Raw genomic sequence first — 14084 nt, forward strand, 5'->3', positions numbered from 1 at the left:
AAAAGAGGATAGCTATAGTTTAGCGATCGCTATTTTTATCTGACTAATACCTTCGCGAATATTTTCAATGGAATTTGCGTAAGATAAAAAGAGGATAGCTATAGTTTAGCGATCGCTATTTTTATCTGACTAATACCTTCGCGAATATTTTCAATGGAATTTGCGTAAGATAATCTTAAATATCCATCTCCAAATTTTCCATAGGCAGTTCCTGGTAATAAGGCGACTCCTGCTTCAGCTAATAAATAATCTGCCAGTTTTTCGCAACTTATCGGCAGTTGCTTCACATTGGGAAAAGTATAAAAAGCACCTGCTGGTTTTCGACAATTAATACCTGGAATAGAATTTAAACCCTCCACAATAACATCACGTCTTTGTTTAAATTCGGCGAACATTTCCTTGACAAATTCCTGAGAATTTTTGATAGCTTCTATGCCAGCTATTTGAGTAAATGAACAAGCACAAGAATTAGAATTTAACATCAACTGATCTAATTTTTCTGCTATTGGTTTGGGAGAAACAGAATAACCTAAACGCCAACCAGTCATAGCATAAGTTTTTGAATGCCCATCTAATAAAATTGTGCGTTCTTTCATACCAGGAAAACTAATGATACTGGTAAATTTTGAATCGTAGATTAAGTGGGAGTAAATTTCGTCAGAGAGGATATAAAAGTTATGTTTAACTGCTAGTTCAGCTATAGCTTCTAAATATTCGGGAGTTAATACACTTCCAGTTGGATTATGAGGAGAATTCAGAATTAGTAATTTTGTCTTCTCAGAAATAGAATTAGCTAAATTATCAATACTAAATTGAAAGTCTAATTCTTCCAATAAAGGTAATGGAATAGGTTTCCCTCCCACTAAATTAATGACTGATTCATAAACAGGAAATCCAGGGTTCGGATAAATAACCTCATCTCCAGGATTTATTAATGCTAAAAGAGTGAAAAATATAACTGGTTTTGCCCCTGGCATTACTACTACTTCATCAGAATTAACTGATATATTTCGAGTTTGAGAAATATGTTCTGCTATTACTTCTTTTAACTCTAATAAACCTGCTGCTGGAGTATAAGTTGTATAACCATCATTCATAGCTTGGAAAGCAACTTCACGAATATTTTGAGGAGTCTTAAAATCAGGTTGACCTATTTCTAAATGAATAATATTTCGACCTTGAGATTCTAACTCTTTTGCCTTAGTAAAAACTTCAATGGCAGCATCGCCACCTAAGCCATTCATTCTGGTTGCAAAGTTCATAGTTAAATAGATGATATTTTCTTGATAATTTTACTATAGTAATTAGTTATATAGCGATCGCCGAATGATTTATGAGATATTTGAAAATATAGCAATTCCCACGAAGAGTGAGGTAAAAAATTTGTAATTTTTAGGGAGTAGGGAGTAGGGGGTAGTCATTCTGGTTCGGTGAGAATACCAAAGAAGAAAAACAACTGTACCTCAGTAACTTGAGAAACACTATATTTAAGTATTTAAGATGAATCAAAATCCTTTTATATTCTGATAGGCGTGACTCAATGACTCCTAATTAACTCTCAAACAAATTAGGCGATCGCTACCTCATTAAAGTTTTTTCATCAAAGAAGTTAACTCAGAAAAATATATCTCTATCTAATTTTTGATTATGATTGAAAGTGTTTGGTAGTTTAGGGTAACTATCTTAAGTTAAAAAAGGAATATTTAGTTATGCCTAAAACTTGCTTTAGTGTTGATGTTTTTTGAGAATTATAGAAAGTTTATATCTATATTTTATAAAGGCGAGCTTAACTCACGGCAAAAGTTTTCAAGGTACTGAATTTCCTTAGCTATTGCTGACTTACTCTTCCAGATTAAATATATTTTTTCTACTTCTATTTATTTACTAATTTTCTAGGGTAATCCTAGATTGGTTGTGACAATTTTGATAATAGCTAATTTGATCTGAAAACCTGGAACATTCTAACTCTTAACTGCCACCAAAATATTACAACTTAAATAGGATTGCTATAGGGTAATTCCTAAAATAGATTCATCCCAATAATCTTTAAATTTAGAGCCAGACATTTTTTGAGTATATAGGTTATTGAAACGTTGATTTTGTTCATCTGTAAAATAATTACGCCAGTCTCCTACTATTCCTTTTCTTAAATGTGGAGCTTCATTTTGATTAATTATCATCCAATTACAATCAGCTTGATCATTTTTTTTCATTTCGTCTAATCTACTGCCAATTGCTACTTTATCTATAACTTCTTCTGATCCTTTAATTTCCAAAAAAACGGCTAATTTACACAGACAAATTTTGATATTTTTCTGCAATTCTTCGTATGTAAGATATAAGACTTGTTGACGAGATGATAAAAATTTTTCCCAATGCAAGTGAAAATCAAACCAACTTCCATAATGAACTTGACCTGATAAATATAATTCAAAAAAGTCATCCCAATTTCCCTGATAAGATATACTCTTTTTTCCTTTCAAATGATGGTACATGGAAACAGCAACATCTTTAGGATTTCTGATTAAAAATATGTATTTTGTATTCGGAAGTCCTTCGGGTATTAAATGAGGCCAGCCATGAAAAGTTAAGATTCGAGGGGATGGGAGAGATTCAAAATACTCGTAAGAATGTTCTCTAGCAATATCTGAACATGGAGGTAAACAAAATTCTAGCCAGGGAAAAGCTTCTTTCATTGTTAAATTAGGTTGATTACCTTGATTATTTAAAAGTAAAAGAATCTGCTGTAGCCAAGTAGTACCAGATTTTATATAACAAACAAAAAAAATATCTTCATTTCTGGTTTTGAAGCGAGTCAGTATAGTATTTATTTTTTCTTCAGTAACAAATTTAGGATATACTATGCCATCTACCATGCAATACCAAGAAGAATCTTGAGTTTTCATTTGAACGACCTCAATAAGTTAATTTTTCGATAGTAAAAAAAATGCTCAATTTATAGCTTTAAGATGAAGAAAAAACAAATGTTAGCTCTTGGTTTACATCGATTTGCAGTAGCTATGGTAGCTAGAGGTTTATCTCCTCTATTGCCAGTATATGCAATATATTTAGATGCTAATTCCCAATTAGTAGGTTACTATATGTCATTTTTGCAAATTGCTTTAATTACTGGGAATTTTTTGGGTGGTTGGTTAGGAGATAAACTGGGAAATAAAAAAGTTTTGCTTATTGCTAGTACGGTAGTTAGTATTCCAACTATCTGGTTAATAGGTCAAGTTAATAATATTTGGCAACTAGCTACTTTGACAGCTATTGTTTGGTGTTTTTATCTCGGTATTGGTATTAATCTTAATATTACTCTAGTAGGTTTATTAAGCAACCCAGAGGAAAGAGGAAAAGTATTTGGCATATTTTCTGTTGTAGCAGCTTTGGCTGGATTATTAACAGGTTTAACATTTGGTCCTATTGCCGATATGTGGGGTTATTCAACTATGTTTAAATTTGTTTGTTTGTTTTCCTGCATTTTTGCTTTATCGGAATTATTTTTAGAGGATAAACCTATTTCTAATACTCACTTACCAGAGAAAATAAACGAACAGTCAACCAAAAAATGGTCGAAAGAATTTTTATTGATGCTGATAGCTACTTTAATCATGGGGTTAGTTTCTTTTGGGGGTAATTTAGGTATTTCTTTGGCTATGAACCAGCAAGGTTTTCTGTTGAGACATATTTCTTTTGTGATGGGTTTCAGTGCTAGTATTTCTTTTTTATTTTCCCCTCTCAGTGGTTGGATGAGTGATAAATTTGGTCATAAACCAATATTAATTTCATGTTATTTAATAGGTGCATTAGGTATTTTCTCTCTTGCAAGTGCAGTATCTCTATGGCAATTTTATTTAGCTGCTTGTGGAATATCTTTTTTGTCTTATGTTGCTTTAGGTCCTAGTTCTGCTCTAATAACAGATTTAGTTGCTCCAGATTTTTTGGGAAGAGGTATTTCTTTGTTTAGAACTGCACTCCGAGCAGGAGGAATTCTTGGCTTTACTTTTACTGGTAGTCTGATTGAAAAAATGGGAATAAGTTTAATATTTGCTTTGGAAGGATTAATTTTAATTTTTGCAGTTGGTTTGTTAATTCCTCAGCAATACTGGAGACAAAAATTCTAGTTCCTGTTATTCTAGGGCGACCTCTACAAATGTTTGATATTGAGACAATTAATGTGCCAATATTTCTCATAAGTAGAGAGAGACAAAAAAATGGGCGTTGCTGAATATAAAGTATGATTTTACAGGACTAGGAATTAGGAGCTAGAAAGGATTCCTTTTTCCTTCACTATTTTATTGCCACTAATGTCATGTCTAACTCTTGGACAAGATTATTGTATAGAGAACTTTGTTGCAGAAGATATTCTGTATCATCAATCCGATTTCTCTCACGTTCATACCAAAGTTCACTAGGGATATAGCGAGTTTCTACCAACTCAAAATTCACACCCAAATATATACCCAGTGGCGTAGTAGGATATCCTTTTTCCTGTCGCTCTTTGTTTAGTTTTTGAGAAAACATACTTAAACCATAGGGAGTAATTGGACGTACATGAGTAGGGTCATGTAGGAGGTTATCGTGGCGATGGTGGGGAACTTTGATATGCACCTTTGCCCCTGGTTTACATATTCTGTATATTTCCTGAATAATTTTCAGATAGATTTCTGTCTGTTGTCCGAGATGTTCTAATACATGACTCATTTCAATTTCTGCCACGCTATTATCTTCCCACAGCCAAGGAAATGTTTCTAAATCTAATCTAATGTCAGGCTCTCCAAATTTGTCTACATTGATATAACCATCTAGATGTCTCCCTCCACAGCCTAAATTTAGGCATAGGTCAGATTTAAATTTGCGCGGGTTCCATTGAGAACGTTGCTCTTCAATATGGGTATTTTTTCTATCTTTCTTGAGATGTCGCGGACTACTTTCAAAAGATAAAGAGGAGGGAAGCGCATCTGGTTGGTATTTTTCTCGAATAAAAGATTCTATATCTATATATGAAGGAGAAAAGATAGCTGGATTAGATACTATTGATTGGTAACTATTAATTTCAGTGGAAAATACCCTCGACTGATAACTTCTCAGTGCAGCAGAAAATAGACCAGTACCATCATCAAAAAATCGCTCAGTTGTAGCTCCGTAATTTTCGTATGGATAAAAAGCTAGGTCAGCAGGAGCTTTTGCTGCTACCCATGAAATGTAACACCAATATTCACTAAAGGTTTCAAATTGATTAGCAGAGCGCATCATCAATAATAACCAGTTTTCGTCTGATTGAAAATAGCTTTTTATTTGGTTTTTAAATGATTTTAGATGTTCTTGTTTGAACCACATATGATGGGGAATAAATGTACCTTCATGGTCTGTAAGTGGCTCAACCCCAAGTACCGAGGTAATCCATTTAGCCCATTTTGATACGATATGAGGATTACCATATTTATTGTGTTGTAAAAGTGCAAATTTGTGTTGTGTAGTTTCTTGATGAGTACTTATGAGTTGCCAAGTATTAACAGGAAGTAGGTCGCTATCCCAAACAACAAACCATTCGCTTAGGTTATCAATACCTTCATAAGCACCAAGTTTTAATAACTGCTGATAAAACCAACCAGGATTATAAAGTGATTTACCTAAATCAAGTTCTGAACAAATTGCTTCTTTTGTCAGACCATTATTTTGAAAAAAGTATTCTTCCTTGTGGGTATAAAGTGAAGTAACTTGCCATTCTTTAGCTTTTTGTTCTAATAATTGTGCCTCAGTTTCTGGAGCTATTATGTGGATAGTTCGAGGTTTGTAGTGGTGAGTAATTCCTTCTATAACAGCTTGGGTATTCCAACGCACTTTGTAAAGGGGGATAACAAAATCGAATGTTTCTTTTGACATAATTTTAGACAATTTTCTCTACATACTTCAGATAAGTTGACTTGCTGAGTTTTTCCACTCAGAATACCTTTGATTCTTAGTGAGTATTTAACCAGGAAGGATAATATTCTATTCATAAAAATTCTGTTTTGTCAAATGTTAATAGTAAGCATTTCCTGCGGACTGCTGCGCAAACAGCTATTAGCATTCAGCTTTTCCTGGATCATGCCTTCGCAAACAGCTTTTGAACGTAATAACTTACTAAGGTTAGCTAAGGATCAATTTGATTCATATTTAACTTCTTGGAGACTAATTCCTATTTCCTGGATAATGAGTTAATAATTCATAGCTTATAGCTGATAACGCGGTTCCTATGTAAGAGTCTAGCTGATGGCTAAATCTTTATTGTTAATCTATTTTTATTTGTGATTTTATTGCGAACTAAAATAATATAGTTACAGTAAACAAGGGGGGAAAGGGGAGTAGGGAATGGGAAAAATTATGCTTATATTTTTCTAATTTGTCAAACCCACGGCGTAAGCATTCAGATATTAGTTTTAGCTTTTCCTAGGGAATGCGCTCGCATTCAGCTTTGGAACGTAATAATAATACTAATTTCATAAAATATTGCTATAGTGGCTTTGTTTTTAGGAGTCAACCCACCCCTCGCCCCTCCCCCTCCCAGGAGGGGAACTCAGAACTCAGGAGGTAAGAATTTATAATATTTATTTTTTCTGAGATTAAAACAGTTCCATGATTGACTAAAAATAATTATTAAACTATAATAAATTGTTTTTTATCAAGGGATAATTTGATTCTTTTCCCGACGTTTTCAGCAAATTTACTAACTGTTTTGTCATCATTTTACTGTAACTATCTATGCATTCATTTAGTATAAATTACTAAGGTTAGCTAACGATCAATTTCATTTATATTTCACTCTTTGGAGACTAATTTGTCCTTCCAAGATATGAGTTAATAACTCATAACTGATAGCTGATAGCTGACGACTGAATGTTTACCCCACGGCTTATTTACTTGAGGGGGGAAGCAAAGTTTCAATATTTTAAGTTTATACAAATAAAATCAATGAAAATATCCTCTATTCCACGAGTAATAAAATTTTTTATTTTAATGATATTCGTGCTAATTGTTATTATTTTTTCTTCGAGAGCAGCTTTTAAGGGAATAAATATTCAACCTAAACTGCCGGAGTTGACATCAGCTAATACATTTCAACCTGAGCGTAGTGAAAGTATATTAAATCTACCTGTAAAAATTCCTTTGACTGATATTGAGAAAGCATTGAATCTGAATATTCCTCAGACATTTGTGGGTACAGAAGCTGATCCTACAGATTTGCTCTCTAATGATAATCTTACCTACGAAATTAATCGCAAAGAATTAAGTATTGGTACTCAAAATAATCTGATAACTTTTTCAGTACCAATATTAGGAACTGCAAGAGTAAAAGGTGAAGTTAATTTACGTCTTTTTGAGATACCAGTTAGTGTGGAGACAAATATTGCAGGTACAATTTTTGGCGATCTTTTTTTAGGAATAGATAATGAATGGAATATTCAACCGAATCTAAATGTATCGACTAATTTAACTAAAGCAGAAGTACCAATAAAAAATATTGGTACTATTAGTATTCGTAGTCTTCTGAAAAAACAGGTGGATAAGGCTATTAATAAAGAGAAGCCTAAATTAATCGCTGAACTTGTTAAAAATTTAAACCTAAAAGCAGAAGTAACAAAACAATGGAATAATTTGCATTTGTCAGAAAAAATAAATCAAGACCCTTCAATTTGGATTAAAACTGAACCACAAAGTATTAGTTTCAAAGAGTTTAATTTGAGTGATGGTGCAAATGTTCAATCTGGAATTGCTATTAAGATGTTTGTCGATACTTGTATATGTAAAGAAGCTCCTGTTATTAATTTTAAACCGTTGCCTAATCTTACTATTCAAGAGCAGATAATAGATAAGTTTTTAATAAATTTACCTGTGCAAGTTTCCCTTGATGAATTTAATAATACTCTTCAATCTAAAGTTAGGGGTAAGTCTTTGTCTGTTGATGAAAATCTGAAACTCATTGTTAATGAAATTAATTTATCTGCATCAGGTGAAAAAATTCTTGTTAAGGTTGATTTTAAGACTGATAAAGGCAGTTTGCTTCAGGGAGCAAAAGGAATATTATATCTTTGGGGTAAGATTTTTTATGATAAAGAGTCTAATAATCTGAAAGTGGTTGAACTGGATTATGATGTTGATACAAAAAATACTTTATTATCAACAGCAGATTCGCTTTTGAAACCTGTTTTACTTGAGCAAATTGAAGAACGTCTTTCCTTCCCTTTAGACCAAGAATTAATTCGAGCTAAAGATGAAGCTAATGAATATATCCAGAAGATAAAGTTGCCTTCGGAAATTGATGCAAATATTGAGGTTAAAACAATTGAAGTTGAAAAGGTTATTGTGACGAATAATGATATTTTTATGGTTTTAGTAGCAGATGGAAATATGTCTGCTCTTTTAAATTTAGGGAGTAAGGAGTAGAGAGTAGGGAATAGTGGGAATTACACAAAAAAGAAGTAAAAAATAGGCTCAAATATAGACAAGTAGATGTTTTGATGTCAAAAAGGCATGAATCATTAATTAGCAAAAGTTCTAGCTATTTTTAGTTTATTGAAGTAATTCCCTTACCTAAACTGAAATTCAGGTATTTTTTCTGCCATAAAATTTCTAAGTACCAATAGGAAAGAAAAAATACTTTATTTCATTAATATGAGAACCGCTCTCAAAGTAAAAGTTTCAATATTAATTCCTGTTTCAAAAGTAATAAGTTAATACCTTATGACTGAGAGTTTGCCGCTGAATGCTTACTTCAAATTTTATCTCTATCTACGCTCTTTGATATCCTCTACAATTCTATTTTCTCTAACAATTTCTTCTATGTCGGAGGTAAAATCATTTGTTGTTTTAATCAGATATCCCGTATCAATAAATCCTATTATGTAAGATAAAATTCCTGCACCTGATAGTCATTCTAGGCCATTGAAAAATATTGTGTTGAGGATATTTTGGTGTCTTTTCTAGTTCCTCTTGAATGAAAAAGGATAGTTTAAGGTTTTTCTGTCTTGTTATTCTCAACTTTTCTACTATTGCGTATGGGGAAATAGTCTTTTCATTCTCTGAAGCACTCAGCCTCTGAGGTTAGTTCTGAATTTTTGCCTATTGCCCATGGCAAATATAAGCTTCAGGAAATGAAAAATTCCGCCTTGGAGAGTAGTTGTGAATTTTTGACTATTGCCTATGAGAAATAGTAGTTTCATTTCCTGAAGCACTAAACTCAGAGGTGTGTTGTAGATTTTTGACTATTGTGGATGGGAAAATAATCATTTTATTCTCTGAAGCACTCCAACTCTGAGGGGAGTTGTGAATTTTTGACTATTGCCTATGGTAAATATAAGCTTCAGGAAATGAAAAATTCCGCCTCTGAGGGAAGTTGTGAAATTTCTGACTATTGCCTCTGGTAAATAGTAGTTTCATTTTATGAAAAATTCCGCCTCTGAGGGAAGTTGTGAAATTTCTGACTATTGCCTCTGGTAAATAGTAGTTTCATTTTATGAAAAATTCCGCCTCTGAGGGAAGTTGTGAAATTTCCGACTATTGCGTATAGAGAGATAGTAGTTTCATTTTATGAAGCACTCCAAGTCTGAGGGAAGTTGTGAAATTTCCGACTATTGCCTATAGAGAAATAGTAGTTTTATTTCCTGAAGCACTCCAAGTCTGAGGGTTGTTCTGAATTTCCGACTATTGCGTATAGCTAATTTCATTTTATGAAGCACTAACCAAAGGGTAAATTATCAAAACTACTTTTGACCTATATATCTATATAGATGTAGTAGTCACAAAGGAATAAAAATATCAACCTTTTTCTTAATGCGATACATAGCACTACCTATTTAAGGTTTCTGTCGGAAAAACTTAGTTAAAAATACCTTTAGCTTTTGACTTGTGACTTACGGGTAGTAGTTGAACTGGCGATCGCTTTGTTAGTGGAGAAAAAAAGATAAAAGCTAGGAGGATGTCAACTCAAATTCCCAATTTCTGTCTAATTCGACTAACAAAAATATCAACCTCTGGCAAATTCATTTTCATTACTATCAAACCAAAAATAACTAACCCCGAAAAACTTGCCAAACCAAGTTCCAATAACTGCACAAAAAATCCCTCAGTTCCCAACACTAACTGAGAACCCCAAAGCACACTCCAACAAACAAAACCAGTTGCCAAAGTTCCAGCAATTAAACCAGTAAAAGGTCTTAACCATTCTCCCCAAGGTAAACCTCCTAGTTTCCTATCTAATAACAATAGAAAAATTACCATTGAAATTAAATTTACTCCCACCGTTGCCAATACCAAACCAGGAGCACCAAAAGCATTAATTAACAAATAATCTAACAGAGCATTCAGAAAAATATTAATCACACTAATCTTAAAAGGAGTTTCTCCATCTCCCAAAGCATAAAAAACTCTGACTAAAACATCTCTTCCCAAATAAACAAACATTCCTACTGCATAAGCTGTTAAGACAGAAGCGACAAATTTTGAAGCTGATAAATCAAAAGCAAAACGTTCATAAACTACCCTCACAATCGGCAAAGCTAACATCACCATAATTGCACTTAAAGGCAACATGGTAATTCCTGTTAATACCAAAGCTTGACGAATTCGATATTTTAAATCTTGCCAATTTTCCGGTGCAGCTAATCGAGAAAATATTGGTAAAAAAGGAACTAAAATAACATTAGAAATAATTCCCAAAGGAGTCTGTACCAATAAACCAGAATAACCTAAAGAAGCAGCAGCTTGAGGAATATAAGAAGCAAAAAATAAATCTGTATAAACATTAATATGTAACATTCCCGAAGACAAAGTTGCAGGTATCATTACTTTAGTAATTTCTTGTACTCCTGGGTTGCGGAAATTAAATCTTAATCGTAATTTTCCTAAACCTGCTCGCCACAATGCGGGAACTTGAATTAACCATTGTAATATGGCTCCGATGAGGGTGCCCCAGGCTAAAACTAAGCCTCCCATCATGGCATATTTTTGTTCAATAATTTTTTCTCCTAATTGCAAAACTAAGATAAAAATTCCTCCTAATAAAGCCACACTAGAAAATAACGGACTAATAGAAGGTAACCAATACATATCCGCAGCATTAAGAGCACCAAAACCAATACCTATTAATCCTGCTAGTAAAGCCATTGGGGCCATGATTTGGAATTGTTGGATGGCGATCGCTCGAATTTCTAGACCTGTTGTTGTTTGGCTTAAACCTGGTGCTACCAGGTCAATTAATGAATGGGCAAAAATAATCAGACCAATTGTTACTAATAATAGGACTCCACCGACTAAAGTTGTGATGGTTTCTATTAGTGGTGCTGCTTCTGAGTTATCCCGTTTTGCCAAGACACTGACTATGGCACTATGAAATGGTCCATTAATTCCTCCTAATAGGACTAATAAAAAGCCAGGGATAACGTAAGCGTAATTATAGGCATCCACTGCTGCACCTACTCCGAAGGCGGCGGCGATCGCCTGTTGACGTACTAGGCCAAATATTTTACTGATTAATGTGGCTATTGCTACGATACCTGCTATTCCTGCTAGGGAACGAGAAGATTTTTGTGATTCTGATTTAGACACGACTACAAATAGTGATGTTGCTTAAATAAGTTTAATCACGATTCGGTATTCAGGGATAGGGAACCGGAGATTTGTTTTTTTGCTGCTTTTTATTTAGGAGTTAACTTGATGATGAAAAAAACAGAGCAAATTATCAAAAAATGGTAATCAACAATTTGCCATGACTAACAGACTTAAATTTTGGGGATTACTTTATCTAAAAGCTTATTTAAAACTATTTAAAAATCTCAAAGTTGTTTCTTTTGAAGTAGATGATGATGTGCTACCTGAAAAATTTAGATTACCAGATGAATCTAAATATATAATTCCTCATCCTATTATTAGTGAAGCTAAACCTAAATTTTTACCAGCAGAAAGAATACCCTCTAATGTTCCAATTAAAATTGGTGTTGTAGGAATGATTCGCCCAGATAAACCAATCAATCAAGTAATTGATAAATTACAAGAATATATTAAGTCTTCAGAGCATCAATGCGAACTGGTAATTGGAACACCTTTTGGTCAAAAACCAAAATATTTAGATGAACTGAATGTCACTCTTTATGACACTACTAAACAAGAAAACTATATCCAGGTTTTAAATGAAATAGATATTGTAGTAATTCATTATGAAAAAGACCGCTATTACTACAGACCAAGTGGAGTAATTATTGATGCAGCTTCTTGTGGATGCTATATTATTGCTTCTGATTATCCTGTTATTAAAAATCAAGTTAATTGGCCGAAAAAAATTGGTTCTACCTTTTCTAATTTTGATGAAATTTCTAATCTTATAGATGAGGGTATAATTCATATTCGAGAAAAAGGGCATGATAATCACTGGCATTGGCGAGAATAAAGAACTGCTAAAGCTATAGCTAAAATTTTATTTCCTAATAATTATAAATTAGATACTAAGGTTGACGGAGGGAAGTTAGGTGGTACTAAAGCCAACTCTTACAGTTAATTATAGTCACAAGTAAATTAATTATACTATCATGTCCTATGTCAGCTTAATAGCACGATAAAACTCCGTTTTGCTGGCGTGAAAAAAAAACTTTCTCCTGTCTTATCCTTCTTTAGCTTCTAATCTCAGGTATTTCAATTAATTTGAAAAAATATTATTTTTAAGACTAACTTGACCAATGTTTTATACCAGATATCAAAAGTCTTGCTACATCTCCTTGGGAGTAGGGAGTAGGGAGTAGGGTTCAAAGACATAACATATCTTAGATCAATGCCAAGAATCGTTACAAACATTACTGAACCATTATTATCGCTTAATAACTGAAGTCTTAATGAAGTATAGAATTATTTTTGGGAATTGGTATTAGTGAATAACAATTAACTCAATTCTATCTTGAAGATTGTAATCAGAAAAGGAACATATTTTTTGGGAAAAATATTGTTCCTGCATTAGCTGAATTTTCTTGAGATTAAACTTCATATCCAATTTGCTTGAGTTGATTTCCGGCAATTTGATTAAACTTATCTATTTGCTCTGAAGTTAATTCTTGTTTATATCTATTTATTCTGGAACTATTAATTGGTTTAGATAGTTGAGAAAATTCTGGTCTTTTGCTGTTAGTAATTGTATTTTGAGAATATTGATTTGGATCTAATTGGCTAGGATGATAATCTTCTTCTAGAAAATTCATGGTTTGCTTAATTACTGTTTCTGGGTCTAAGGTTAATTCTTCATACTTAACATCTAAAATATTTGGATTATTTCCTTGATTTAGCCTAGCATCTACACACTTTTTCCAATATTTAGCATATCTTTCAATGCTTTTTCCTTGAACTACATTTACATGATTACGAGCTGAACAATAACAATCTCGACCATCCCGATACATATTGATAAATTGTGCATTAGGAAAATATTTAGCTAAAAAATCTTGGGTAGGAATTAATACGGCTTTACCTAATCGAGTTATTAAGTTAGCTTTGGCAGAATACTTATTTCCTGAATTGGGAGATTATTGTGAAGTTAAACCAGAAGTTGTTTATGGAAAAGACAAAAAAAGTAGGGTAGATTTTAAGTTAATTAGCGATAGTCAAAATATTTATCTTGAGGTAAAAAATACGACTTGGGCAAATCAACGAATTGCTTTATTTCCAGATACAGTTACAGAAAGAGGGCAAAAGCATTTACGAGAATTAATTGAAGTAGTTAAAAAAGGGGAAAGAGCAGTATGTTTATTTTTTATAAATCGTGGAGATTGTTATCAGTTTTCCCCTGGAGATATTGCTGATCCTGGTTATGGTGAACTCTTGAGAGAAGCTGTTAAAGAAGGGGTAGAAATTTTGCCCTGTAGATTTGAAGTTACTCCCCAAGAAATTCGCTATTTAGGTATGGCAGAATTTCTTAATTAGGTTTTTTGTATTGATTAATTAATTTATCTTTTATTTTGCGTTTAATACCCCAGCGTCATTTTAGTTATCAGTTATAGCAATTATCATATTGGTGAGGTAAAAATTCCTTTGTTTTAGGGAGTATTCAATTAATAATTAAT

Annotated in this window: 8 protein-coding genes and 2 pseudogenes; 4 read left to right on the forward strand and 6 right to left on the reverse strand. The window is 32.9% G+C overall.

Annotated features, from left to right (window positions below; translation table 11 throughout):
• Positions 1–98: 98 nt before the first annotated feature.
• Positions 99–1262 (reverse strand): pyridoxal phosphate-dependent aminotransferase, encoded by a 1164-nt coding sequence (locus D5R40_RS14285; RefSeq protein WP_124154790.1) that lies wholly within the window; start codon positions 1260–1262, stop codon positions 99–101.
• A 744-nt stretch (positions 1263–2006) separates the two neighbouring features.
• The gene (locus tag D5R40_RS14290; RefSeq protein WP_124145457.1) at positions 2007–2906 is read right to left on the reverse strand and encodes a sulfotransferase domain-containing protein; all 900 of its coding nucleotides are present in this window, start codon (positions 2904–2906) and stop codon (positions 2007–2009) included.
• A gap of 63 nt (positions 2907–2969) precedes the next feature.
• On the opposite strand from D5R40_RS14290, the gene D5R40_RS14295 reads away from it, so the two are divergent.
• A complete protein-coding gene (locus D5R40_RS14295) occupies positions 2970–4127 on the forward strand; it encodes an MFS transporter (protein WP_124154791.1) in 1158 nt (385 codons plus the stop codon).
• A gap of 1 nt (position 4128) precedes the next feature.
• Here the strand turns inward: D5R40_RS14295 and D5R40_RS42635 are convergent.
• Together D5R40_RS42635 and D5R40_RS39595 are read right to left on the reverse strand one after the other, a co-directional pair.
• Positions 4129–4197: pseudogene (locus tag D5R40_RS42635) on the reverse strand (hypothetical protein); the annotation flags it as partial.
• A 96-nt stretch (positions 4198–4293) separates the two neighbouring features.
• Positions 4294–5889, reverse strand: coding sequence for a DUF6492 family protein (locus tag D5R40_RS39595; RefSeq protein ID WP_240041594.1), 1596 nt, complete (start codon positions 5887–5889; stop codon positions 4294–4296).
• A 1068-nt stretch (positions 5890–6957) separates the two neighbouring features.
• Here D5R40_RS39595 and D5R40_RS14310 point away from each other — a divergent pair.
• Positions 6958–8430, forward strand: a complete 1473-nt coding sequence (locus D5R40_RS14310) for a DUF4403 family protein (RefSeq protein ID WP_161564572.1) — start codon at positions 6958–6960, stop codon at positions 8428–8430.
• Between the two features lie 1539 nt (positions 8431–9969).
• Here D5R40_RS14310 and murJ read toward each other — a convergent pair.
• Positions 9970–11589 (reverse strand): murein biosynthesis integral membrane protein MurJ, encoded by a 1620-nt coding sequence (gene murJ, locus D5R40_RS14315; protein ID WP_124154793.1) that lies wholly within the window; start codon positions 11587–11589, stop codon positions 9970–9972.
• A 160-nt stretch (positions 11590–11749) separates the two neighbouring features.
• On the opposite strand from murJ, the gene D5R40_RS14320 reads away from it, so the two are divergent.
• Positions 11750–12427 (forward strand): glycosyltransferase family protein, encoded by a 678-nt coding sequence (locus D5R40_RS14320; protein WP_124154794.1) that lies wholly within the window; start codon positions 11750–11752, stop codon positions 12425–12427.
• Positions 12428–13004: 577 nt separating this feature from the next.
• Here D5R40_RS14320 and D5R40_RS14325 read toward each other — a convergent pair.
• On the reverse strand, positions 13005–13424 hold the full coding sequence (locus D5R40_RS14325; RefSeq protein ID WP_124154795.1) for a sulfotransferase domain-containing protein: 420 nt from the start codon (positions 13422–13424) through the stop codon (positions 13005–13007).
• A 40-nt stretch (positions 13425–13464) separates the two neighbouring features.
• On the opposite strand from D5R40_RS14325, the pseudogene sfsA reads away from it, so the two are divergent.
• Positions 13465–13944 (forward strand): annotated as a pseudogene (sfsA, locus tag D5R40_RS14330) (DNA/RNA nuclease SfsA); the annotation flags it as partial.
• Positions 13945–14084 lie beyond the last annotated feature (140 nt).

This window comes from Okeania hirsuta, from assembly GCF_003838195.1.
GTDB lineage: Bacteria > Cyanobacteriota > Cyanobacteriia > Cyanobacteriales > Microcoleaceae > Okeania > Okeania hirsuta.

Bases quoted from the DNA above. Each gene is read 5' to 3' on its own strand.
- D5R40_RS14290 (WP_124145457.1), bottom strand. From the start codon at position 2,906: ATGAAAACTCAAGATTCTTCTTGGTATTGCATGGTAGATGGCATAGTA.
- D5R40_RS14285 (WP_124154790.1), bottom strand. From the start codon at position 1,262: ATGAACTTTGCAACCAGAATGAATGGCTTAGGTGGCGATGCTGCCATT.
- D5R40_RS39595 (WP_240041594.1), bottom strand. From the start codon at position 5,889: ATGTCAAAAGAAACATTCGATTTTGTTATCCCCCTTTACAAAGTGCGT.
- D5R40_RS14310 (WP_161564572.1), top strand. From the start codon at position 6,958: ATGAAAATATCCTCTATTCCACGAGTAATAAAATTTTTTATTTTAATG.
- D5R40_RS14320 (WP_124154794.1), top strand. From the start codon at position 11,750: ATGACTAACAGACTTAAATTTTGGGGATTACTTTATCTAAAAGCTTAT.
- D5R40_RS14295 (WP_124154791.1), top strand. From the start codon at position 2,970: ATGAAGAAAAAACAAATGTTAGCTCTTGGTTTACATCGATTTGCAGTA.
- D5R40_RS14325 (WP_124154795.1), bottom strand. From the start codon at position 13,424: ATGTATCGGGATGGTCGAGATTGTTATTGTTCAGCTCGTAATCATGTA.